The sequence below is a fragment of the Bacillus cereus group sp. MYBK5-2 genome (assembly GCF_051915685.1).
Taxonomy (GTDB): Bacteria; Bacillota; Bacilli; order Bacillales; family Bacillaceae_G; genus Bacillus_A; species Bacillus_A cereus.
The window spans coordinates 24,709-47,614 of the sequence record NZ_JBQAFE010000009.1 but is presented as its reverse complement, the minus strand read 5'-3'; the positions used below and the strand labels follow the sequence as shown (position 1 = coordinate 47,614).

The window sequence follows — 22,906 nt, the reverse complement described above, 5'->3', positions numbered from 1 at the left end:
GATTTTTTTAGTATTAAGAAGATTTTTCGTTTTTTATACGTATCTTCAAATTCCAAAAAGCAGCAAGCATAATAGCTGCAAAGGAGCCAAAAATTGTTCCTAATAGCTTTGCATAAGGAGAGCTGCTTACATCGGCATTAATGAATAACATCATACAGAGCATGGCAGGGAAAAAGTATAAGTATTGTAATAACTTTAATTTTTTATCATTACTCATATATATAGCCCCTTTCTAGCATGTTATATGTTTATTATAACATATTTTACCAATTTATTTTTACACTTGGAGACATGTTTATTTCATATGTGTAAATGCAGTTTTTTAATTCGATATTGTAAGTTTTGCCTACTTAATCCTAAAAATTTTGCAGCTTGTGAGATGTTGCCATGATTCTCTTTAAGAATTTGGTTAATGTAGTTCTTTTCCATTTTTTCTATTGTGTGTTTTAAAGTTTTAGGTGCATCAGTATTGTGAGTAGTTAGTGCATGTTGCATATTGAATTCTGTTTTTATTCGTTCGCGAAAGCGAGTAGGAAGATGAAACGCTGTAATGATGGTTTCATCTTCTATCAAGTTCATGGAACCTTCAATTATATGTTCCAACTCCCGTACGTTTCCAGGCCAATCGTATGCATAGAAAAATTCTCTTACATTTACATCTACATCGGTTACGTTGAGCCCGAATTGAGTATTATATTTTTCAATAAAGTGCTGAACAAGAGCTGGAATATCTTCTTTTCTTTCACGTAAAGGCGGAAGACATAAAGTAACGACGCTTAATCGGTAATATAAGTCTTCTCTTAATCGATTATGTGCGATGGCTTCAAAGGGATCTTCATTGATAGTTGCTATAATGCGAACATCAATTTCTTTTTCGTGTGTACCTCCGATTCTTCGTATTGTTTTTTCTTGTATAGCCCGCAGCAACTTAGCTTGAAGTATTGGGCTTAATGAATTGATTTCATCTAATAACAAAGTTCCTCCGTTTGCTTCTTCGAATAAGCCTGATTTATCTATTGCTCCTGTAAAGGCACCTCGATTTGTGCCAAATAGTAGGCTTTCCATTAAGGTATCAGGTATAGCGGCACAGTTTTGTGAAATAAAGGGTTTTGTTGAACGCTGACTTTCATTATGGATGCTTTGTGCAAATAGTTCTTTACCAGTGCCTGTTTCTCCTACTAGAAGTATGGAGGAAGATGTACGAATTACTCTTTTTCCTTCTGTAATGATTGATTGAATGGCTTCAGAATCACCAATTATGTGATCAAAGGTAAATTTAGTGCTTTGTTTTCGAGAAGGACCTATTTTTATCGTTTGCTTTAAGTTACTAATTTCTTTTGATATTTCAATAGCGCCTTTAATTTTTCCATTTTCTATTATAGGGAAAGTATCGTTAATCGTTGTAATTTCTTGTCCTTTATTGTTAAAATACGTTTGTTTTATATTTTTCTTTGTTTTTCCAAATTTTAATGCCTCTATAAGAGTACTATTTTTATTTTCCTCAAATGCGAATACTTCTAAAGGACTTTTATATAGCACATCTGAGCGCTCCATTGATTCAATTTCCATCATTTTGCGGTTATAGATAATCGTCTTACTTTCCTCATTAATAATATGAATTCCGATGTCGAGTTCATTGAGTAAAGTTTCATATAGCATATTCATTTCAATGATCTGTTTTAAATTAATTTCTTCTGTACGCATAGATTATCTTCTCCTCATTCCACCCTATGAAGACTGACTTTTTATAATTTTATTAAAATTCTTATAAAATCGCAAAAATTTTTTGCTATTTTCCTTTTAAAATCTCTGAAATGATAGAAAAATTTTGCGGTTATGAAGTTTTTTTTTTGAGAAACCTTCATTTTAAATAGGAATTGGAGATTGGTACGCATTTTGCATAAATAATAATTGATATATCTAAAGGAGGGATATGCAACGTTTCAGTACCAACTAATAAGAAGGAGGAGTGTATAAAGTGAAGACGGTTATAGAATGCGTGTATAGTCCTTGTTACGGGAAAGTAGAGAAGTTATTTGTTACGGAAAGTTCTTACGTATATGAGTGGGAGAAATTAGCATTAATTGAAACAATAGATAAACAGAAAGTAGAAATTAAGATAGGGATCAGTGGTTATATTGAATCATTAGAAGTAGTAGAAGGACAAGCTATTGCTGATCAAAAGTTATTAATAACAGTAAGGGATGACCTTTTAGTAACAGGCAGTGATTAATGTAAGTGACGTGTATTTTTGCTCTTTTAAATCATTATTTTTACGGTGAATAATTTTAAAAACGCTTACATTAAATGGGTTTACAAAGTGAAAAGGGGGGATTTATATGATGAATCAAAATCAAGGATTAAAAAGAGAATTGAAAAGCAGGCACATATTTATGATTGCACTTGGAGGCGTTATTGGTACCGGTCTTTTTTTAGGATCTGGGTATACAATTCATGAAGCTGGGCCTGGAGGAGCGATTGTAGCATATCTTGTTGGAGGATTTGTTATGTATTTAACGATGCTCTGTCTTGGAGAGTTAGCTGTTGCAATGCCTGACGCAGGATCTTATCAAACGTATGCTACGAAGCATATTTCCCCTGCAGCGGGTTATGTAGTTGGATGGATGTCATGGTTAAACTGGTCAGCTACGATAGGGATTGAACTAATTGCAGTTAGTATTTTAATGAAGCGATGGTTTCCAGATGTACCTTCATGGATTTGGTGCGTAGTGTTTGCGTTACTCCTCTTTGCTATTAATGCGTTATCTTCAAGAAGTTTTGCGGAAGTTGAATTTTGGTTTGCAAGTATTAAAGTAATTACGATCATTGCATTTATTATTTTGGGCGGGGCAGCAATGTTTGGTTTTCTAGATATGAGAGGAAATGAACCAGCACCGATGTTCTCTAGTTTTACTGATTATGGTGGATTGTTCCCAAATGGATTATCAGCTATTTTAATTACGATGATTGCAGTTAATTTTTCTTTCCAAGGAACGGAACTAGTCGGTATTGCAGCAGGTGAGAGTGAAAATCCAGAGAAAACAATCCCGAAGGCAATTAACAATACAGTTTGGCGTATACTTGTTTTCTTTGTACTATCTATTTTTATTCTTGCTGGACTATTCCCTTGGCAACAAGCAGGAGTAATAGAAAGTCCATTTGTAGTTGTATTTGATAAAATTGGTATTCCTTATGCAGCAGATATTATAAATTTTGTTATCATTACAGCGGTTCTATCCGTTGCGAATTCAGGATTATATGCAACTTCTCGTATGCTATGGTCTATGTCTAATCAAGGAATGATTAGTCCGATTTTTGGTAAGTTATCTAAAAACGGTGTTCCTATTTATGCATTGATTGTAAGTACAATTGTAGGTTGCCTTTCATTACTATCAGGTATTTATGCGGAAGATACAGTTTATTTATGGCTACTTTCTATTGCTGGGTTCGGGGCGATATTAGTTTGGGCATCTATTGCTCTATCTAACTTATTAGCTAGGAGGTCATACATAAAGCAGGGCGGGGATGTGAAAGAATTGAAATTTAAAACACCTCTGTATCCATTCGTACCACTGCTTGCACTAGTATTAAATGTAACAGTAATTATTGGTATGGCCTTTATTCCAGAGCAAAGAATGGCATTGTATTGCGGAATTCCATTTATGATTGTTTGTTTACTGTTTTACCGTGCGACAAGAAATAAGGCACGTAAAGTAGAACATATTGAAAAGACAAATACGACGGAAGTAGAGAGCTTCTAATATGAATTAATTTGGAGACTGTAAGATTTGTAAACAGTCTCTTTTTTTGTGAAAATAAAGTTGGAAACATACTACGTATGTAAAGGGGAATTAGCGATGAATAAAAAAGTTTCACAGCTATTAGAGCAGATTGATTTACGAAAAGATGAGTTACTAGAGCTTACAAAGAATTTAATTCGTTTTGAAACACCAGCACCGCCGGCGAGAAATACAAATGAGGCACAACAATTTGTTGCAGAGTTTCTAAGAGAACAAAATTTTAGTGTTGATAAATGGGATGTATATCCTAATGATCCGAACGTTGTTGGTGTGAAAAAAGGGGCAAAAAGTGACTCATATAAAAGTCTTATTATTAATGGACATATGGATGTAGCTGAAGTATCGGCAGATGAGGCGTGGGAAACAAATCCGTTTGAGCCATTTATAAAAGATGGTTGGTTAGTTGGACGTGGTGCAGCTGATATGAAAGGGGGACTAGCTGGAGCGCTATTTGCTATTCAGCTATTACAAGAAGCTGGTATTGAATTACCTGGAGATTTAATCTTTCAATCCGTAATTGGAGAAGAAGTTGGAGAAGCTGGTACACTTCAATGCTGCAAAAGAGGTTATGATGCTGATTTTGCAGTCGTAGTGGATACGAGTAATTTACATATGCAAGGACAGGGCGGCGTAATTACTGGCTGGATTACTGTGAAAAGCCCTCAAACGTTTCATGATGCAACGCGTAGGCAAATGATTCATGCTGGAGGACGTTTATTTGGAGCGAGTGCAATTGAAAAAATGATGAAAATTGTGCAAAGTTTACAAGAATTAGAGCGTCATTGGGCAGTTATGAAAACATATGAAGGCTATCCGTCTGGAACAACAACAATTAATCCAGCTGTTATTGAGGGTGGAAGACATGCAGCTTTTATTGCGGATGAGTGCCGGTTATGGATAACAGTGCACTTTTATCCGAATGAAACACATGAACAAATAATAAAAGAAATTGAAGAGTATATCGGTAAAGTAGCAGCTGCCGATCCATGGCTAAGTGAAAATCCACCACAATTTAAGTGGGGCGGAGAATCAATGATTGTGGATCGTGGCGAAATTTTCCCTTCTTTAGAAATAGATAGTGAACATACAGCTGTAAAAACGCTTAGCTCAGTACATGAATCAATTCTTTCTAAAAACGCAATTTTAGATATGTCTGCAACGGTAACGGATGGTGGTTGGTTTAGTGAATTTCATATTCCGGCTGTTATTTACGGACCAGGCACATTAGAGGAAGCTCATTCAATAAATGAGAAAGTAGAAGTAGAGCAGTTAATTGAATTTACAAAAGTAATAACAGCATTTATATATGAATGGTGTCATATGAAAAAATAGATTAGTATGTTGAAATCGTACAGGTATGTATACTTGTACGATTTTTTAGTGAACTATTTCAGAGTTAAATAGAAACAACTGAAATAGTTCTTTATTTTTCTATGTCTTTCGTTTTAGTTCCATTAATTTCTCTTTTGCTAATTCAACAGCAATCGCATCATCTAAATAGCCAATTGGAAAGAGATAGTCGGGAATAATATCTGTCGATAAAATGAAATACAGTAATGCGCCACCAAGAACTGCACGCTCTTCTTTTGGAATCGTTTCATTGCAAAATTGTTGATACATATCTGTTAATTGTTCAATGAAAGGGCCAGCACTATCAATTTGTTCTAACTTGCTCGCGAAACTTTCATGAATGCGCTTTTCACCTTCTGTTGTTTGAGCATATCGTTCATAGTTTTCAAGTTCTTGTTTTACGCGGGTTGTTGTGTAGTCGAAATCGAATAAGTTAGAGGATTGCAGAGTTTGCTGAATTGTATCAAGAGATGTGTACATATCCGTCTTTTCTTTATTAATGTGAGGAGAATCAGGATACATTTCATCAAATAACAATTGGGGTGGAACTTGCAGACATTCTGCGAATTTTTGTAGGTGTTTTTGTTTTGGCGGTTGTTTACCATTCATAATTCTTGAGATTGTTGCGGGATCAATATTTGTAAGCATTCCGAGTTGGCGCATAGATAAGGCACGTTCTTTTAAAAGTTTTTTTATTAATCTACTAAGCCGCTCATTTGGATTTTCTTTAGGCATAGCGAAGGCACTCCTTTTTATTGTTGAAAAAATGTTGAGCATTTATTACATGTATATGAAACAGACAGGCACAGTTGCTCAACATTTTCATAAGATGCATGGAAAAGTGAGGAAAAGGGGTGGCTATTTATGAGTACGGCAGGTCTATTTTCAATTTTTTTAATCGGGATTGCTTCTAATTTAGATAATGCAGGTGTTGGGATTGCATATGGCATTCGTAAAATTAGAATTTCGTGGTTCAACAATTTTATCATCGCATTTTTTGGGTTTTTATTTACTTTATTAGCTGGATTTTTTGGGAACTGGATCGCGTTATTTATTTCAGAGTTTACAGCAAACCTGATTGGAGCAATCGTTTTAGGGATAATCGGGGTGTTTATTTTGTGCCAGCCTTTCTTGGGGCAAAGAAATACCGTAGGCTCTAAAGATGGTAATGTACTTATGGGAATTTTACGTGATCCAGAAAAAGCAGATTTTGATGGTTCTAAAACAATTAGTTTTTCAGAAGCAATTGTATTAGGGATTGCGTTGTCTATTAATAATATTGCAGGTGGATTTGATGCTGGGATAACAAATTTGAACCTTTGGCTTACAGCAACTATTTCAGGGGTGTTTAGTTTTATTTGTATTAGTGGCTTTGCGTATGTAGGGAAACGATTTTTAGCAGAATACTTAGGAAAGTGGGCGACAGTTATCGCAGGAGTGTTATTAATTCTTATTGGGATTGATCAGTTGTTGTAAGGAGAGTAGAAAACAAGGTTCGAGTATTTCCTTGGAAATACAGCAAGGGATTGCATATATCGACGTACTTTTCTCCATACTAATACGGATTTCTTTTAAGAAAGGGGGATTTGTATGGGACGCGGGAAAGCATTTGATCATAAGAAAAAAGGGCATGATCATCAACCACCTAAAGGTGCGTTCATTCATAAAGATGTAAATGAACATACTTTGGAAGAGGAAGAGCTACCAGTAAATATTGAGGCGTATAAAAATAGTTTAAAAAAACATTAAAAGCACCTACATAGGTGCTTTTTTACCGTATATCTTCAATTAATTGTTCCGATTCTTCATGCATACTGTACTCACTTAATACTTGAATGCAAAGCCATTTTAATTCCTCAATCGTATGCTCAAGTTCTTCAGGAAGCACGTGATAAATGTCTTCAAGTCCCATCCCGAAATGAATAAGTTCAAGTACTTGATCATCGATGTTCCGATCCATTAATAATTCAAGTACTTCTAAATTGAATATGTATCGGTGAGCTTCGTCGAGTGAAACAACTTTTAACTTCAAGCTTTCTACAATACTCAATATAAAAAGAAGGATTGTTTTTTCAAGAACAGGTTGTTTTCCCATTTGAAATATTAGTTTCATCTTTCACACCTCCACATATAGCGCTAGGTTGTACTATATTATTCAGGAGGGGGGAACAAATATGCATGATATAGAGAAACTTTCAGCACTGTTTTTATAAGAAGATTGATAACTGACAAAATTGAGGTTTTGGCGAAATAAAAAATCCTGCTAGTATAGCAGGATAACTCGCGATTAAAAAATGCTCCAACCTTCTTGAGCAGAAAGAAGTTCAAGAATTTTAAAACCAGCAATACTATTTCCGTTTGCATCTAAAGCTGGTCCGAAAATACCGATTCCCATGTCTCCTTTTACGCAGCCAAAAATACCACCGGCTACACCGCTTTTTGCAGGAATACCAACACGAATTGCAAATTCACCAGATTCGTTATACATACCACATGTGACCATAAATGTTTTGCAAATTTTTGTAATATGTTTAGGGATGATTTGTTTCTTTTTATATGGATCATATCCATCCATTGCAAAAATTAAGCCGATACGTGCTAAATCGATGCAGTTTACTTCAACTGCGCATTGACGAGTATATAAATCCATAAGTTCTTCAATATCACAATCGATAATTCCGTTTTGTTTCATATAATAACAAAGTGAACGGTTTAGATAAGCTGTCTCTAGTTCTGAATCGGCAACTTTAGAGGAATAATTAATAGTAGGATTATCTGTTATTTCACGTACAAAATGAAGAATACGTTCCATTTTTTCCTCGTTATCTTTTCCTGCTAACATGCTTGTAATAGCTAATGCTCCTGCATTTATCATTGGATTAAGGGGTTTGGACGGACTTGTCGTTTCTAACTTAATAATAGAATTAAATGGGTCACCCGTTGGTTCCATTCCAACTTTAGAAAATACATATTCTTCACCACGGTCTAAAAGGGCAAGGGCAAGTGTAATTACTTTGGAAATACTTTGAAGAGTAAATAGTGTTTGTGAGTTGCCTGCATGGATATATTCTGTTTCTTTATGGAAAATGGCAATCCCTAAATCGTCTGGATTTGCATTTCCTAGTTCGGGGATATAAGTAGCAAGTTTGCCTTTTTTCGTATATGGTTTTACTTGTTCTAACAACTGTTGTAAGTTGTTTGTTTCAATGCACTGCATAGTACCAACGCTCCTATTTTGAATTAACTAAGTTTACTTTTCCCGATATGCTCGGAAATAAATAATAACATGAAAAAGTGGAATGATAAAACGAAAGTTCAATGTGATATAATAGGTCTTTCGTTTCGAGTATTCTGTATTTTAAAAAGGAGAATTTTCCTTTTATATAACAGTTTGGAAATAGGAGATTTATCCATAAAAAGTTCAGAAATAAAAACTACACATCTATACAACTATATGTTATTATGGTTATGTAATAGAAAGCGTTTTCTAAAGCGTACTTATAATGATAACGATTTCATAAATTTAATTAGGGGGAATTAAAATGTTGCAGTTTTTACAACGTATTGGTAAAGCGTTAATGCTTCCGATCGCAGTACTACCAGCAGCAGGATTATTGCTTCGTTTAGGGCAACCAGATGTATTTGATATTCCTGTTATGGCACAGGCCGGCGCAGCAGTTTTTGATAACTTAGCACTTATTTTTGCAATTGGTATTGCAATCGGTCTTTCAGTGGATGGTAGTGGTGCAGCAGGTCTTGCAGGTGCAATTGGTTATCTTGTTATGAAAAATAGTATTGATGCACTTAGCAAAGGGTATTCAACTGCTGAATTACAAGGTAAATTAGGTAAAGTCCAAGATTTAATAGGTAATAGCGCAAATGTAGATCCATCTAAGCTTGCAGATACAATGACACAAGTATCTAAGGCTGCTGAATTATCGACTAAAGTAGATATGAAAGTTTTAGGTGGTATTATTGTTGGTGTTATAGCAGGACTTCTTTATAATAAATTCCATAAGATTAAACTTCCAGAATGGTTAGGTTTCTTTGCTGGAAAACGTTTCGTTCCAATTGTTACATCAGTTGTGATGCTGATATTAGGAATTCTATTTGCACAAATTTGGCCAACAATTCAAAATGGTATTGATGCATTAGCTCATGGAATTGTTAATTTAGGTGCAATTGGTTCAGGATTATTTGGTTTATTAAACCGTTTATTAATCCCAATTGGTTTACACCACGTAATGAACACATACTTCTGGTTTGTATTTGGGGACTTTACAAATGCAGCAGGTAATGTTGTTAATGGTGATATTGCTCGTTTCCTTGCAGGTGACAAAACAGCAGGTATGTTTATGACTGGTTTCTTCCCAGTTATGATGTTCGGTTTACCAGCAGCATGTTTCGCAATGATTGCAGCTGCTAAACCAGAAAAGCGTAAAGCAGTTACTGGTATGTTAGCTGGTCTAGCATTAACTTCATTCTTAACTGGTATTACAGAGCCTATTGAATTCTCATTCATGTTCTTATCACCAGTATTATATGGTATTCATGCTGTACTAACAGGTCTTTCTTTATTCATTACAACATCACTTGGCATTCATGATGGTTTCTCATTTAGTGCCGGTGCAATCGATTATGCTTTAAACTTCGGTATTGCAACAAAACCAGTCTTACTAGCAGGTATCGGTTTAATTTACGCAGCAATTTATTTCATAGTATTCTACTTCTTAATTAAGAAGTTCGATTTAAAAACTCCTGGTCGTGAAGATGACGATGAGTTAGTTGAAGATGGTGATGCACCAGTTGCAGGTTCAATTGGTGAAACTTACGTAGCAGCTTTAGGCGGAAAAGAAAACTTAACAGTTATTGATAACTGTGCAACACGTCTACGCTTACAAGTAAAAGATGCTGGTCAAGTAAATGAAGCAGCATTAAAACGTGCTGGTGCAAAAGGTGTTATGAAATTAAGTAATACAAGTGTACAAGTTATCGTAGGTACAAATGTTGAATCTGTTGCCGATGATATGAAAAAACACGTATAAATAATGAGATAAGAGGATGTCCAAAAAGATTGATAACATCAATTTTTTAGAGGATATCCTCTTTTTTTTGTTAATAATTTAACGGGAATCTTACTTTTGTAAATTTTCTTTTTCTTTTTTGTACATATAGGTTGGTAATATGTGCAGTGCGTGATAAAGTAGGGATGATATAGAATGGATTATCCATAATCTACTAAAACGAATCTTTAGTAGACGAATTAAATTATTGGTGAGTAAGGGGAAAAAAGCAATTATGGATCAGGAAAAAAATAATGCGAATGGGAAAGCACATTGGCCGATTGTATACATAAAAAGAACAATCATTCTCGTCTTACTATTATCACTTGTATATTTCATGTATACAAAAATTGTTGCGCATAATAAGAAAGAAGAAACTTTAAAAGCGGCAGCAGAAATGAAGAAACAAGAAGAGTTAAAAAAGAAAGAAGAAAAAAAGAAACAAGAAGTACAGAAGCAAAAACAAAAAGAGCAGGAAGAACAAATGAAGCAAGCGCAAGCAGCGGAGAAACCTGCTGAAGGACCACCTCAAGAAATTAATGAAAACGCTCAATTGGACCAGTATTTACAAAACGCAGGATTTAGCGGGACAGCTGTTATTGTGAAGAACGGAAAAGTTCTTCTGAATAAAGGGTATGGTATGGCAAATAAAGAGCAGCAAGTACCGAATAATTCAGAGACGACTTTTTATATTGGTTCTATTTCAAAGGCGTTTGTAGCAACTGCTATTATGCAATTGAAAGATCAAAATAAATTACAAGTAGAAGATACTGTTGCGAAGTATATTCCAGATTTTCCACAAGGTAATAATATTCAGCTAAAACATCTATTAACACATACATCAGGGATTCCCGAATATGAGCAGGGAAAAGAAGATATTTCTCATGAAGAACTGATAAAGCGGATAGGAAATCAAAAGCGTATTGGTGGTCCAGGAGAGAAGTGGAAGTATTCTGATTCGAACTACTCTATACTTGCTTATATTGCAGAGAAGGTAAGTGGGCAGTCACTCGAAGAATATATTAAACAACATATTTTTGCCACTGCCGGTATGAAACATTCTGGCTTTGGCACAGCGTTAGAACAAACAAGATTCCCATCAACGGGTTATAAAATAGTAAATAATAATATGACAACACCTAATATTCCAAGCATGTCACAACTATATGGTTGTGGTGATATATACACAAGTGCGCATGATTTATATTTATTTAACGAAGCACTATTCTCTGGAAAATTAATTTCAAAAGAGAGTTACGATCAAATGTTTACGGGTGGAAAAAAGGATTACGGGTTTGGATGGTACGTAGACCCAGGAAGCTATTCGAATCATGGTGTAATGCCAGGTTGGAATTGCTTAAACGGATTTAGTAAAAATGGTAGTGTATATGTTGTTTTATTATCTAACATTCAAAATAATATTAAATCATTTGGTAAAGTGAATAATGACATTTATTCGATATTGCGGAATATTGAAGTGTAAGAAACTATCCTGTTGGATAGTTTTTTTTATGCTCTGAAACAAATATTTCTTTTAGAAAATGTATGTCTTACCTATCACAAAAATATCCATTTTGTATACATTAAGATGTATGGATGTAAAATTTTATAATCTAAAAATAATAGGAGGAGAAGTGTATGTGTCTGTTCAGAAAATATTGGCATAAATTATCAAGATTGTTTAATAGACAATTAGATTATTTTTTAGATAATAAGTTATTGCCTGCTGTGGAAAGACTTTTATTTTCACAAAACTTCGCGAGATTTATTCAAAGAAACTCTAAGCAAGCTACGGAAGAAGTTATTGAATCAAGTAGATTTCAATCTATTATTTGTAACATTTTAAAAGAATGCAATACATCACCTTTTAAAGAAATTGCAAAGCAGTATTTAGGTAAAAACGTAGAAATTACGGTGACAGTTGGACAATTAACAGGTGTTATTGTAGCAGTTGGTGATGACTTCTTAACATTGCAAGAAGGAATAGGAACTGAAGTTTTATTACCATTTACAAGTATTATATCAATTAAAGAAGCGTAAGAAAGGAGAGTTATATATGTTATTTACTGATGAATTACGTAACCATGTTGGAGAACTAGTGCAAGTTGTGACAGCTGTAGAAATCATTGTAGGCGTTCTTTTATCTGTGACGGATGGGGCAGTAATTGTTCGTACTTCTCCTTCTTATGGACCACCAGAAGATGTAGTTGTGCGTATTCCTATTATTGCTTATGTTCGCTTGGAAGGGTAAGAGTGATACAAGTATGAAAGTGTCAGTTGTTATTCCAGTGCATAATGAAGCAAGTACTTTATCAAAAGTTTTAGTAGAGGTAAGAAAGCTCGAACCATATGAAGTTATCATAGTAGATAATGGATCGACAGATGGGACGAAGGAAATAGCATTACAGCATAATTGCCGTGTGATTTATTATAGATATTCTCTTGGTAATGATGTGGGACGGGCAATTGGTGCTAGAGAAGCAAAAGGCGAGATTGTTTTGTTTTTAGATGGTGATATCGTCATGAAAAGTGAAGAATTATACAATTTTATTAAAGGAATACGACAAGGACATGAGATTGTTTTAAATAATTTAACATGGTCCGTTTACTTGAAGATGAGACCGCATTATACGACGGTTGGAAAATATATGTTAAATCGTTATTTGAACAAGAAAGAGTTTGTTGTAGGATCTTTAATTGCAATACCACATGCGATAAGTCGTAAAGTGATTGAAAAACTGGGGTGGTGGAATTTAGCAGATCCAGCATTATTTCAAGCGATGGCGATGTCTAGAGGAGTAGATATTTCTGATATGGCTTCAGTTGATGTCATCTACACAAATAAAGTTCGTCCTGTGCATACTGGTACATCACCTGGCTCTCCTTATCCGAAAGCGACTAGTCGTATTATGGGTGATCATTTGCGAGCTTTACAATACGTAATCGAAACATATGGTAAACGCGGTGGTTTTTCAGAGGACAATAGAGATAGAGAGTTTGTAGGAAAGTATAAACCAGTTTTATTACAAAAGAATAAAGCGAAATATAGTGCCATTATCCCAGTATCAGAAGAGAAAATGACCATAAGGTCTGTTATAAAAGAAGTGAAAGAAGCAGGTGTAGATGAAATTATAGTTGTCGCGAATGGAGCAGATGTTGAGACTGTTAAACAGGCAAAGCTAGAGAATGTTATTGTTGTTGAATTTACGAAGGCGCTTGGACATAATGTAGCACGAGCAATAGGTGCCATGCATGCTACGGCAGATATTTGTTTATTCGTTGATAGTGATCTTGTTATTCCAGCAAAAAAACTCACTCTATTTTTACATGCTGTTGAAGATGGAAATGACGTGGTGTTAAATGATTTACAATGCTTATTAGATATGTTTCATCCAGCAGATCCAATTAGTATGGGAAAATACTTTGTGAATTTGATAGCGAAACGACCAGATTTATGGAATAACTCACTAACTGCTGTACCACATGCCATTCATAAGAAGGTAATAGAGAAAATAGGATATGATTCCCTTATCATTCCGCCATTAGCACAAGTGAAAGCTATTTTAGAAGGATTCTCTATTACAACAGTAGAGTTAGTAGATGTTATAAAAACAAATCGAGTACGTCCAGAGCAACACGAATTTGTAAATGGGCGTATTTCAGCGTTTGATCGTATTTTCGGTGATCAACTTGAAGCGGTTGCGTATTTATTACAATGTACGGACGAACGTGGTGGTTTTACAGATGGAGATAGAGATAGAGATGTAATTCAACAATTGAGAAGGGAAGAAGAGAATACAAATGAATAGTAGTAAAGTAGCTATTATTGGGCTAGGGTATGTTGGCCTTCCTTTAGCGGTACATTTTGCAGAAAGAGGGCATACAGTACTTGGATTAGATAAAGATATTAGAAAAATAGACTCAATTATAAAAGGAGAAAGTTATATTCCGGATGTTTCTTCTAAAGAGTTACAAAGTTTATTGACGAAAAAAAAATTAACAGTAAATACACCGGATCAAGGCATTGCTGATTTTCAAAATAGTGATTATGTTATTGTCACTGTCCCGACTCCAATTAATGAACAAAGAGAACCAGACTTAAGTGCCCTCATTTCAGCTTCGCATTATATACAACAAAACCTTCAAAAAGGACAAACCTTCATTTTTGAAAGCTCCACATATCCAGGTACACTTGAAGAAGTCATCCTACCTATTATTTCTCAAAATGGTAAAAAGGTAGGGGAAGATTTCTATATCGGATATTCCCCTGAGAGAATTGATCCAGCAAATAGTCAATATTCAGTTCAAGCTATTCCAAAAGTTATTAGTGGACAAACAGAAAAGTGTAAACAAAAGGTACAGGATTTATATAGTACCATTTTTGACGAAGTTGTACCTGTTAGCTCTCCGAAAGTAGCAGAGATGTGCAAGCTATTTGAAAATATTCAGCGCTTAGTTAACATTTCTTTAGTAAATGAACTAAACACACTATGTGAAAGTTTAGGCATTGATTTTTATGAGGCCATTGAAGCGGCATCTACAAAACCATTTGGGTTTACTCCGTATTGGCCAGGGCCAGGGATAGGGGGACACTGTATTCCCGTAGACCCTTTATATTTTCAATGGAGAATAAAAAAGAATGGAGCAATTAGTCAATTAATTGAGGCTGCACATATAATTAATGAAGAAATGCCAGAGAAAATGGTCCGGAAAGTAAAAAGTGTGGTGCAATTACCTGCAACGGTGTTAATTGTAGGGATTGCGTATAAAAAAGATGTAAATGATTTGAGAGAATCACCAGCGTTACCGATTATTCAATTATTAAGAAATCAAGGATACGAGATAGAATATCATGATCCTTATATTTCTTCCGCGGAAATTGGAGATAAGGTGTACCAATCTGTTTCTTTAGATGAAGAAAAAGTTAAAAAAGCGGATTGTATTTTAATTTTAACGGATCATTCTAATATTGATTGGAAGCTTTTTAAAGGAATAGACCGAGTAATAGATACACGCGGGATTGTAAAGAAGGTGAGTAAATGAGTAAGAAATGTTTAATTACAGGTGGAGCCGGATTTATCGGGTCACATTTAGCTGAAGAGTTGATGAGAAGAGGTTATGAGGTCACTGTTGTGGATAACTTTTATAAAGGTAAAAATAAGTACCATAAAGAGTTAATGAAAGAAATCCGTGTTATTCCAATAAGTGTTTTAGATAAAAATTCTATTTATGAATTAGTAGATCAGCATGATGTCGTGTTTCATTTAGCAGCAATTTTAGGTGTGAAAACAACAATGGAAAAAAGTATAGAGCTCATAGAAACGAATTTTGATGGGACGAGAAATATTTTACAAGCAGCGCTAAAAGGAAAGAAGAAAGTAGTTTTTGCTTCTACTTCAGAAGTATATGGTAAGGCCAAGCCGCCTTTCTCTGAAGAGGGAGATCGATTGTACGGGGCGACTTCTAAAATTCGTTGGAGTTATGCGGTTTGTAAAACGTTAGAAGAAACATTATGTTTAGGATACGCATTAGAAGGCTTACCGGTAACGATTGTTCGATATTTTAATATTTATGGTCCAAGAGCGAAAGATGGTCCGTATGCAGGAGTAATTCCGCGATTTATCCGTGCGGCACTGCAAGGAGAAGACATTCTCGTATATGGAGATGGAAAGCAGACACGTTGTTTTACGTATGTGAGTGATGCGGTAGAAGCAACAATTCGGGCAATGGATGAGAAGGTAAATGGTGAGATTATTAATATAGGTTCTGAGAATGAACAGAGTATAAAAGAAGTAGCAGAAGTAATTAAAAAATTAACGAATTCTTCTTCGAAGATTGTACAAGTGCCTTTTGAAGAAGTATATCCTCATGGTTTTGAAGAAATTCCAAATAGAAGACCAGATGTAACAAAATTAAAAGAGCTTGTTCAATTTCAGGCGAAAGTAACGTGGGAAAACGGATTGAAGGAAACAATTAAGTGGTTTCGTGAACAAAACAATGGCTAAGTCATTATCTGTTATTATTCCTGCATGTAATGAGGTCGATACGATTTCAGACGTTATTCAATCGGTAAGACCATTAAATCCAGTAGAAATCATTGTAGTAGCAAACGGTTGTAATGATGGAACAGAAGATGTTGCAGATCGTTTAGGGTGTAAAGTAATCAAGCATACAGAGCTACTAGGGAACGATGTTGGACGTGCAGTCGGCGCAAAACATGCGATAGGTGATGTATTACTATTTATAGATGGTGATTTTGCTATTCCAACTTCAAAATTAAAATTATTCCTTAATCCGATTTTATACGATCAGGCAGATGTAGTTTTAAATAATTTGGATGCATTATTTTTAAAAAGGCAAAAAACCACTTCTATTACAGTATGGCGCCAAATATTAAATGCAATGTTAGAGCGTGAAGAATTAAAAATGAATTCTTTATTAGATGTACCTCATGCGCTGACGAAAGAAGTCGTTCAAAGCATCGGATATGAATGTTTTGTTAATCCTATTGTGGCTCATTTACACCTAGTTCAAAGTAAATGGAGAATTAGTCGTCATTGTGCCATTGACGTTATTACGCCGAATAAATTTCGTCCATTCCAGCATGCTGCATATGGGCCAAATCTTTCCCAATCTGAAAAAAGAATGATAGGTGATCATATAGAAGCAGTAGCAGAACGGATATTAAGCAGTGATGAGCGCGGAGGATATTATGATGGAAATAGGAAAAGGGATAGTGTCTATCATACTTTAAGTTTTGAAGAGTTTTATCAAGGGTGGGGTGTTACATCTGATTTGTATAAAGGAAAGCAACTATCGGTTGTTATTCCCGTACAAGATGAAGAGAAAACAATTGGAAACGTTATAGAAGAGCTTCGCAAAATTGAACCCTTCGAAATTATCGTTGTCGTAAATGGTTCGTCAGATAAAACGAAAAAAATTGCAAAAGACAAAGGGGCAACGACAATTGTATATAAAGAAGCACTCGGAAATGATGTGGGGCGCTCACTTGGAACGTATTTTGCAAAAGGAGAAATTGTGTTATTTATAGATGGCGATTTTGTTATTCCAGCGAGTGAGCTGTATCCTTTTGCGAAAGCTATTGCAGATGGAACAGATGTTGCATTAAATGATCTAAATCATTATTTAGATTTAAGAGTACCGCTTCATCTTGTAACTGCATTTAAATATGCATTAAATTTAGCTTGTGATAGAAAAGATCTAGGCGTAGGCTCTCTTATCGCTGTACCGAATGCGTTTAGCCGTAAGTGTTTGAAAGAAATTGGGTATAGATCTTTACTGGCGCCGTGTGTAGCCCAAGTGAAAGCTATTCTTTCAGGATTTGAAGTTGCATGTGTAAGTCGTGTTGAGGTCGATAAGGTGAACCGTATTCGTCCCAGTGAACATTTTGCTAAAATAGGTCATCCACCAGCTGTACTTCGAATTATAGGTGATCATATAGAAGGACTAGATCAAATAATTGCATTAACAGACAATCGTGGCGGATTCTATGATGGCAATAGAAAAAGAGATGTTTTATAGAAGTAACAAAAAAAGTGTACAACATGTGTACACTTTTTTGTTCTGTTATAAAAACTATAACAGATTAGGAGATAAGAGTATTACAGCTCTACAATGGGTATTGTTCTTATATTACAAAATAGGACTCGTATATAAGGATACCAAAAAAATACAATTAAGGAAAGGGTTAATTTTAAAGACTTTTAAATGAAGTTAACACTATATATATAGTAGTTTGCTCAACATTTCACAAACATGTCACAACTATTTCGTTCACTTTCGTAAAAAAGTAGTATTCTAAGTGTGTAAGCTGTTATATAAAAAATCTTAGTCCTGTACTAATCAAAAATGGAGGAGATTAGGATGACTCAAGTATTAGAAAATGTTAAAAACGCATGGGAAAACTTTAAAGGTGAAAAATGGAAAGCAGAGATTGATGTTCGCGATTTCATTTTAAATAATGTAAACGTTTTCGAAGGGGACGAATCTTTCTTAGCAGAAGCAACTGAAGCAACGAAACAACTTTGGGATCAAGTAATGGATTTAACAACGAAAGAACGTGAAAACGGTGGCGTTCTTGATATGGATACAAAAATTGTTTCTTCTATTACATCACATGACCCAGGATACTTAAATAAAGATATTGAAAAAGTAGTCGGTTTCCAAACTGATAAACCATTTAAACGTTCTTTACAACCATATGGTGGTATTCGTATGGCAGAACAAGCTTGTGAATCTTATGGATACGAAATGGATAAAGAACTTAGTCGTATTTTTAGAGAGTGGAGAAAAACTCATAACCAAGGTGTATTTGATGCATACACACCAGAAATGAGAAATGCACGTAAATCAGGTGTTATTACTGGTCTTCCAGATGCATACGGACGTGGACGTATTATCGGTGACTATCGCCGAGTAGCGTTATATGGTATTGATTATTTAATTGAAGCGAAAAAAGCTGATTTGAATTTAACTGGTGGTGTAATGAGCGAAGATACAATGCGTTTACGCGAAGAGTTATCTGAGCAAATGCGTGCACTTCAAGAGTTAAAAGAAATGGCTGCTTCTCATGGCTTCGATATTTCTAAGCCAGCAACAAATGCACAAGAAGCATTCCAATGGTTATACTTCGCATACCTTGCAGCGATTAAAGAGCAAAACGGAGCTGCAATGAGTCTTGGACGTACTTCTACATTCTTAGATATTTACATTGAAAGAGATTTAGCAAATGGTACTTTAACAGAAGAAGAAGTACAAGAAATTGTAGATCACTTCATTATGAAATTACGTCTTGTGAAATTCGCAAGAACACCTGATTATAATGAATTATTCTCTGGTGACCCAACTTGGGTAACTGAATCTATCGGTGGTATGGCATTAGATGGTCGTCCATTAGTAACAAAGAACTCATTCCGTTTCTTGCATACATTAGATAATTTAGGACCAGCTCCAGAACCAAACTTAACTGTTCTTTGGTCTAAACAATTACCAGAGAACTTTAAAAACTACTGTGCGAAAATGTCTATTAAAACATCAGCAATTCAATATGAAAATGATGACATTATGCGTCCTGAATACGGCGATGATTACGGTATTGCATGTTGCGTATCTGCAATGAGAATCGGTAAACAAATGCAGTTCTTCGGAGCTCGTGCAAACTTAGCGAAAGCATTATTATATGCGATTAACGGTGGTAAAGATGAAAAGTCAAAAGCACAAGTTGGTCCTGAGTACGCACCAATTACTTCTGAAGTATTAAATTATGAAGAAGTTATGCATAAGTTTGATATGACAATGGAATGGTTAGCGGGCCTATATTTAAACACATTAAATGTTATCCATTACATGCATGATAAATATAGCTATGAACGTATTGAAATGGCACTTCATGATACAAACGTTCTTCGTACAATGGCAACAGGTATCGCTGGTCTATCTGTAGTAGCAGATTCATTAAGTGCAATTAAATACGCAAAAGTAAAACCAATTCGTGATGAAAATGGTATTGCAGTTGACTTCGAGATTGAAGGAGATTTCCCTAAATACGGTAACAATGATGATCGTGTAGATGAGATTGCTGTAAATCTTGTAAAAACATTTATGAATAAACTTCGTAAACATAAAACATACAGAAATTCTGTTCATACAATGTCAATCTTAACAATCACATCTAATGTTGTATACGGTAAGAAAACTGGTAATACTCCAGATGGCCGCCGTACTGGAGAACCATTTGCACCAGGTGCGAACCCAATGCATGGACGTGATACAAAAGGTGCATTAGCTTCATTATTATCTGTGGCTAAATTACCATATGAAGATGCACAAGATGGTATTTCTAATACGTTCTCTATTATTCCGAAAGCACTTGGTAAAGAAGATGATGTACAAGTACGTAACTTAGTATCAATGCTTGATGGTTATGCAGTAAAAGAAGGGCACCACTTAAATATTAACGTATTTAACCGTGAAACATTAATGGATGCAATGGAACATCCTGAGAAGTATCCACAATTAACAATTCGTGTATCTGGTTATGCTGTAAACTTTATTAAATTAACTCGTGAACAACAAATTGATGTAATTAACCGTACAATGCATGAAAGCATGTAAATGAAAAAAAGTGTCCCTTCGCTCTTAATATATAGCGAAGGGAGGCTGTTTCAATAAAGGAGGAAGTAACATGGTAAAAGGAAGAATACATTCTGTAGAGTCTTGTGGTACTGTTGATGGCCCAGGGATTCGTTATGTCATATTTACACAAGGGTGTTTATTACGTTGTCAATATTGTCATAATGCTGATACGTGGGAAATTGGTAAAGGTAAAGAAATAACAGTTGAAGAAGTGATGCAGGATGTGACATGTTACCTTCCATTTATTGAAGCTTCCGGAGGCGGTATAACAGTTAGCGGTGGAGAGCCATTATTACAGCTAGACTTTTTAATTGAGTTGTTTAAAAAGTGTAAAGCGGCTGGTATCCATACAACAATCGACTCTTCTGGTGGTTGTTATTCTGAGGAACCAGAATTCCAAAATAAGCTAGATATTTTAATGGATTATACAGATTTAGTTTTATTGGATCTGAAACATATCGATTCCAAAAAGCATCGTAAATTAACAGGGAAACCAAATGAACATATTTTACAATTTGCTCGTTATTTATCGGATAAGAATAAACCGATTTGGGTACGACACGTATTAGTTCCTGGTGTTACGGATAATGAAGAGGATCTACAAAAACTATCTAGCTTTATTCAAAGTCTGTCTAATGTTCAAAAAGTTGAAGTGTTACCATATCATAAGCTTGGTGTATATAAATGGGAGGCGCTTGGACACAAGTATCCACTCGCAAATGTAGAACCACCTACTGAGAAAAATGTAGAACATGCTAAATATATTTTACAAGCGGTCTAATCCAAATATTGGATTAGGCTTTTTGCTTTCTTTACAATAAAATCTAGAGTATATATTGATAAAAGAGTATACTGAAAGTAGAATATCCATAATTTTGTACGGAATAAATGGAGAAATTTACATAATTGTAAAGGGAAATCAAAATAGTAAAAAGAATTAAGAAGTAAAAGAGTGAGTATCATGGAATAGAGAACATTTGTAAGTTATTGCGAAAGCTCTTATAGGAAAGTATAATGTAAAGATATGAGCACAGATAGGATTAAGGGGTCAATCTTATATGCTTTGCATATCCACGACAGGTACATAGCTGAAAGGGAATTATTAGAATCTGTTTATGTAATTTTTAAGGAAAATGTTTTTCCTATTGTCGTATATGCAATATGGAGAAACAAAAAGCTAGGAGTGGATTTGTTTGATAAAAAACCCCAAGGTTTTAATATTAACTGCACATTACGGTAATGGTCATGTGCAAGTAGCAAAAACATTAGAACAAACATTTCGCCAAAAAGGAATTGAAGATGTTATTGTATGCGACTTGTTTGGAGAATCACATCCATTTATAACTGACATTACAAAATATCTATATTTAAAAAGTTATACAATAGGAAAAGAATTATATCGTTTGTTTTATTACGGGGTAGAAAAAATTTATGATAAGAAAATAGCATCTTGGTATGCGAACTTTGGAAGAAAACGTTTGAAAACACTATTACAGGTAGAGAAACCAGATATTGTAATTAATACATTTCCAATTATCGCTGTACCAGAATTGAAGAAACAAACAGGTATTTCAATTCCTGTCTATAACGTATTAACGGATTTTTGCGTGCACAAAATATGGATTCATCGAGAAGTAGATCGTTATTTTGTTGCAACGGATCATGTGAAAGAATTGATGGTTGATATCGGTGTACCTGCGGAACAAATTGTTGAAACAGGAATTCCAATTCGGAGTAGTTTTGAGTTAAAGGTAAATCCAGAAATCATATATACTAAATATCAGTTATGTAAGAATAAAAAGATTTTACTAATTGTAGCAGGTGCTCATGGGGTATTAGGAAATGTAAAAGAACTATGCCAATCATTTATGTCAGTGCCTAATTTACAAGTAGTTGTCGTTTGTGGGAAAAATGAAGCTTTAAAACAGGATTTATTAAGTTTACAGAAGCAAAATTCCGATGCATTAAAAGTGTTTGGGTATGTTGAAAATATTGATGAATTATTCCGTGTTACTTCTTGTATGATTACGAAGCCAGGCGGAATAACATTAAGTGAAGCAGCAGCGTTGCAAGTACCTGTCATTTTATATAAGCCTGTTCCAGGACAAGAAAATGAAAATGCGATGTACTTTGAAAGAAAGGGAGCAGCAGTTGTCATTCGCGATGATAGTGAGGTTTTTGCAAAAACAGAAGCATTATTACAAGATGATGTGAAGCTTCTTCAAATGAAAGAAGCAATGAAAAGCATCTATCTTCCAGAGCCAGCTGGTCATATTGTAGATGCAATTTTGGCAGAAAATCATGCAGAACCGCGTCATATACCTATTAAATCACCTGCTCTTGCACAATCTTTTACTTAATATGAAACCCTCTTTGTATATGTAAAGAGGGTTCTTTATTATTTTCAAAGAAAATTCAGCCAGTTATCCACAAAAGGATTACGCTTTCATTAAACAGTAAAGTCGGAATATTAACAACCATATCCACATTGTCCACAATTTTTAGAAAAATATCCACAATTAAAACAGCTGATATATG

The 22,906-nt window shown here is 34.8% G+C and carries 22 protein-coding genes and 1 pseudogene; 18 read left to right on the top strand and 5 right to left on the bottom strand.

Annotation, left to right across the window (positions count from 1 at the left end):
* Positions 1 to 13 precede the first annotated feature (13 nt).
* Both ACTFP3_RS24005 and ACTFP3_RS24000 read right to left on the bottom strand, forming a co-directional pair.
* On the bottom strand, positions 14 to 217 hold the full coding sequence (locus tag ACTFP3_RS24005; protein ID WP_000063860.1) for a hypothetical protein: 204 nt from the start codon (positions 215 to 217) through the stop codon (positions 14 to 16).
* Positions 218 to 300: 83 nt separating this feature from the next.
* Positions 301 to 1,704 carry a sigma-54 interaction domain-containing protein gene (locus tag ACTFP3_RS24000; RefSeq protein WP_001258445.1) on the bottom strand — a complete coding sequence of 468 codons (1,404 nt, stop codon included), beginning with the start codon at positions 1,702 to 1,704 and terminating at the stop codon, positions 301 to 303.
* Between the two features lie 274 nt (positions 1,705 to 1,978).
* Here ACTFP3_RS24000 and ACTFP3_RS23995 point away from each other — a divergent pair, with 274 nt between their 5' ends.
* The 3 genes from ACTFP3_RS23995 to ACTFP3_RS23985 all read left to right on the top strand — a co-directional run bounded on the left by ACTFP3_RS23995 (position 1,979) and on the right by ACTFP3_RS23985 (position 5,132).
* On the top strand, positions 1,979 to 2,233 hold the full coding sequence (locus tag ACTFP3_RS23995) for a biotin/lipoyl-containing protein (RefSeq protein WP_000859480.1): 255 nt from the start codon (positions 1,979 to 1,981) through the stop codon (positions 2,231 to 2,233).
* Between the two features lie 106 nt (positions 2,234 to 2,339).
* Entirely contained in the window at positions 2,340 to 3,761 is a 1,422-nt protein-coding gene (locus ACTFP3_RS23990) for an amino acid permease (RefSeq protein ID WP_440011432.1), read from the top strand.
* Positions 3,762 to 3,809: 48 nt separating this feature from the next.
* Positions 3,810 to 5,132, top strand: coding sequence for an acetylornithine deacetylase (locus ACTFP3_RS23985; protein WP_100617805.1), 1,323 nt, complete (start codon positions 3,810 to 3,812; stop codon positions 5,130 to 5,132).
* A 99-nt stretch (positions 5,133 to 5,231) separates the two neighbouring features.
* On the opposite strand, the gene ACTFP3_RS23980 is transcribed toward ACTFP3_RS23985, so the two are convergent.
* Positions 5,232 to 5,885, bottom strand: a complete 654-nt coding sequence (locus tag ACTFP3_RS23980; RefSeq protein WP_001123718.1) for a helix-turn-helix domain-containing protein — start codon at positions 5,883 to 5,885, stop codon at positions 5,232 to 5,234.
* Between the two features lie 129 nt (positions 5,886 to 6,014).
* Between ACTFP3_RS23980 and ytaF the strand changes: the two genes are divergently transcribed.
* Both ytaF and ACTFP3_RS23970 read left to right on the top strand, forming a co-directional pair.
* Complete coding sequence (gene ytaF / locus ACTFP3_RS23975; RefSeq protein ID WP_000100724.1) at positions 6,015 to 6,626, top strand: sporulation membrane protein YtaF; 612 nt, start codon at positions 6,015 to 6,017, stop codon at positions 6,624 to 6,626.
* A gap of 114 nt (positions 6,627 to 6,740) precedes the next feature.
* A complete protein-coding gene (locus ACTFP3_RS23970; RefSeq protein ID WP_000532409.1) occupies positions 6,741 to 6,899 on the top strand; it encodes a hypothetical protein in 159 nt (52 codons plus the stop codon).
* A 22-nt stretch (positions 6,900 to 6,921) separates the two neighbouring features.
* Here ACTFP3_RS23970 and ACTFP3_RS23965 read toward each other — a convergent pair whose 3' ends face one another.
* Complete coding sequence (locus tag ACTFP3_RS23965; RefSeq protein ID WP_000766604.1) at positions 6,922 to 7,263, bottom strand: DUF3969 family protein; 342 nt, start codon at positions 7,261 to 7,263, stop codon at positions 6,922 to 6,924.
* Between the two features lie 174 nt (positions 7,264 to 7,437).
* On the bottom strand, positions 7,438 to 8,367 hold the full coding sequence (gene glsA / locus ACTFP3_RS23960) for a glutaminase A (RefSeq protein WP_001149850.1): 930 nt from the start codon (positions 8,365 to 8,367) through the stop codon (positions 7,438 to 7,440).
* 69 nt (positions 8,368 to 8,436) lie between these two features.
* Between glsA and ACTFP3_RS23955 the strand changes: the two are divergent.
* From ACTFP3_RS23955 to ACTFP3_RS23895, 13 genes and pseudogenes are all read left to right on the top strand, one after another.
* Positions 8,437 to 8,551 (top strand): annotated as a pseudogene (locus tag ACTFP3_RS23955) (transcriptional regulator).
* Between the two features lie 141 nt (positions 8,552 to 8,692).
* The gene (gene nagE / locus ACTFP3_RS23950) at positions 8,693 to 10,195 is read left to right on the top strand and encodes an N-acetylglucosamine-specific PTS transporter subunit IIBC (RefSeq protein ID WP_000938900.1); all 1,503 of its coding nucleotides are present in this window, start codon (positions 8,693 to 8,695) and stop codon (positions 10,193 to 10,195) included.
* Between the two features lie 253 nt (positions 10,196 to 10,448).
* Positions 10,449 to 11,696: a serine hydrolase domain-containing protein gene (locus tag ACTFP3_RS23945; protein ID WP_016121799.1), complete on the top strand. Its 1,248-nt coding sequence runs from the start codon at positions 10,449 to 10,451 to the stop codon at positions 11,694 to 11,696.
* A 155-nt stretch (positions 11,697 to 11,851) separates the two neighbouring features.
* A complete protein-coding gene (locus ACTFP3_RS23940; protein ID WP_000335531.1) occupies positions 11,852 to 12,253 on the top strand; it encodes a hypothetical protein in 402 nt (133 codons plus the stop codon).
* Between the two features lie 16 nt (positions 12,254 to 12,269).
* The gene (locus tag ACTFP3_RS23935; RefSeq protein ID WP_000899470.1) at positions 12,270 to 12,464 is read left to right on the top strand and encodes a hypothetical protein; all 195 of its coding nucleotides are present in this window, start codon (positions 12,270 to 12,272) and stop codon (positions 12,462 to 12,464) included.
* 13 nt (positions 12,465 to 12,477) lie between these two features.
* Positions 12,478 to 14,022, top strand: coding sequence for a glycosyltransferase family 2 protein (locus ACTFP3_RS23930; RefSeq protein ID WP_440011482.1), 1,545 nt, complete (start codon positions 12,478 to 12,480; stop codon positions 14,020 to 14,022).
* Positions 14,015 to 15,256, top strand: a complete 1,242-nt coding sequence (locus ACTFP3_RS23925) for a nucleotide sugar dehydrogenase (protein ID WP_001088924.1) — start codon at positions 14,015 to 14,017, stop codon at positions 15,254 to 15,256. Before ACTFP3_RS23930 ends, ACTFP3_RS23925 begins: the two co-directional genes overlap by 8 nt.
* Positions 15,253 to 16,218 carry an NAD-dependent epimerase/dehydratase family protein gene (locus ACTFP3_RS23920; RefSeq protein WP_000037018.1) on the top strand — a complete coding sequence of 322 codons (966 nt, stop codon included), beginning with the start codon at positions 15,253 to 15,255 and terminating at the stop codon, positions 16,216 to 16,218. Before ACTFP3_RS23925 ends, ACTFP3_RS23920 begins: the two co-directional genes overlap by 4 nt.
* Positions 16,211 to 17,755, top strand: a complete 1,545-nt coding sequence (locus ACTFP3_RS23915; RefSeq protein ID WP_440011480.1) for a glycosyltransferase family 2 protein — start codon at positions 16,211 to 16,213, stop codon at positions 17,753 to 17,755. The genes ACTFP3_RS23920 and ACTFP3_RS23915 overlap by 8 nt, the downstream gene beginning before the upstream one ends.
* A complete protein-coding gene (locus ACTFP3_RS23910) occupies positions 17,724 to 17,945 on the top strand; it encodes a hypothetical protein (protein ID WP_002094217.1) in 222 nt (73 codons plus the stop codon). Before ACTFP3_RS23915 ends, ACTFP3_RS23910 begins: the two co-directional genes overlap by 32 nt.
* Positions 17,946 to 18,097: 152 nt before the next feature.
* Positions 18,098 to 20,347 carry a formate C-acetyltransferase gene (gene pflB / locus ACTFP3_RS23905; protein ID WP_440011428.1) on the top strand — a complete coding sequence of 750 codons (2,250 nt, stop codon included), beginning with the start codon at positions 18,098 to 18,100 and terminating at the stop codon, positions 20,345 to 20,347.
* A 70-nt stretch (positions 20,348 to 20,417) separates the two neighbouring features.
* Positions 20,418 to 21,149: a pyruvate formate-lyase-activating protein gene (pflA, locus tag ACTFP3_RS23900; RefSeq protein WP_000238458.1), complete on the top strand. Its 732-nt coding sequence runs from the start codon at positions 20,418 to 20,420 to the stop codon at positions 21,147 to 21,149.
* A 412-nt stretch (positions 21,150 to 21,561) separates the two neighbouring features.
* Complete coding sequence (locus tag ACTFP3_RS23895) at positions 21,562 to 22,728, top strand: diglucosyl diacylglycerol synthase (protein WP_000594691.1); 1,167 nt, start codon at positions 21,562 to 21,564, stop codon at positions 22,726 to 22,728.
* Positions 22,729 to 22,906 lie beyond the last annotated feature (178 nt).

Excerpts from the sequence above, each read along its gene's own strand:
- ACTFP3_RS24005 (WP_000063860.1), bottom strand. The coding sequence starts at position 217 with ATGAGTAATGATAAAAAATTAAAGTTATTACAATACTTATACTTTTTC.
- ACTFP3_RS24000 (WP_001258445.1), bottom strand. The coding sequence starts at position 1,704 with ATGCGTACAGAAGAAATTAATTTAAAACAGATCATTGAAATGAATATG.
- ACTFP3_RS23990 (WP_440011432.1), top strand. The coding sequence starts at position 2,340 with ATGATGAATCAAAATCAAGGATTAAAAAGAGAATTGAAAAGCAGGCAC.
- ACTFP3_RS23980 (WP_001123718.1), bottom strand. The coding sequence starts at position 5,885 with ATGCCTAAAGAAAATCCAAATGAGCGGCTTAGTAGATTAATAAAAAAA.
- ytaF (WP_000100724.1), top strand. The coding sequence starts at position 6,015 with ATGAGTACGGCAGGTCTATTTTCAATTTTTTTAATCGGGATTGCTTCT.
- ACTFP3_RS23970 (WP_000532409.1), top strand. The coding sequence starts at position 6,741 with ATGGGACGCGGGAAAGCATTTGATCATAAGAAAAAAGGGCATGATCAT.
- ACTFP3_RS23965 (WP_000766604.1), bottom strand. The coding sequence starts at position 7,263 with ATGAAACTAATATTTCAAATGGGAAAACAACCTGTTCTTGAAAAAACA.
- glsA (WP_001149850.1), bottom strand. The coding sequence starts at position 8,367 with ATGCAGTGCATTGAAACAAACAACTTACAACAGTTGTTAGAACAAGTA.
- nagE (WP_000938900.1), top strand. The coding sequence starts at position 8,693 with ATGTTGCAGTTTTTACAACGTATTGGTAAAGCGTTAATGCTTCCGATC.
- ACTFP3_RS23945 (WP_016121799.1), top strand. The coding sequence starts at position 10,449 with ATGGATCAGGAAAAAAATAATGCGAATGGGAAAGCACATTGGCCGATT.
- ACTFP3_RS23940 (WP_000335531.1), top strand. The coding sequence starts at position 11,852 with ATGTGTCTGTTCAGAAAATATTGGCATAAATTATCAAGATTGTTTAAT.
- ACTFP3_RS23935 (WP_000899470.1), top strand. The coding sequence starts at position 12,270 with ATGTTATTTACTGATGAATTACGTAACCATGTTGGAGAACTAGTGCAA.
- ACTFP3_RS23930 (WP_440011482.1), top strand. The coding sequence starts at position 12,478 with ATGAAAGTGTCAGTTGTTATTCCAGTGCATAATGAAGCAAGTACTTTA.
- ACTFP3_RS23925 (WP_001088924.1), top strand. The coding sequence starts at position 14,015 with ATGAATAGTAGTAAAGTAGCTATTATTGGGCTAGGGTATGTTGGCCTT.
- ACTFP3_RS23920 (WP_000037018.1), top strand. The coding sequence starts at position 15,253 with ATGAGTAAGAAATGTTTAATTACAGGTGGAGCCGGATTTATCGGGTCA.
- ACTFP3_RS23915 (WP_440011480.1), top strand. The coding sequence starts at position 16,211 with ATGGCTAAGTCATTATCTGTTATTATTCCTGCATGTAATGAGGTCGAT.
- ACTFP3_RS23910 (WP_002094217.1), top strand. The coding sequence starts at position 17,724 with ATGATGGCAATAGAAAAAGAGATGTTTTATAGAAGTAACAAAAAAAGT.
- pflB (WP_440011428.1), top strand. The coding sequence starts at position 18,098 with ATGACTCAAGTATTAGAAAATGTTAAAAACGCATGGGAAAACTTTAAA.
- pflA (WP_000238458.1), top strand. The coding sequence starts at position 20,418 with ATGGTAAAAGGAAGAATACATTCTGTAGAGTCTTGTGGTACTGTTGAT.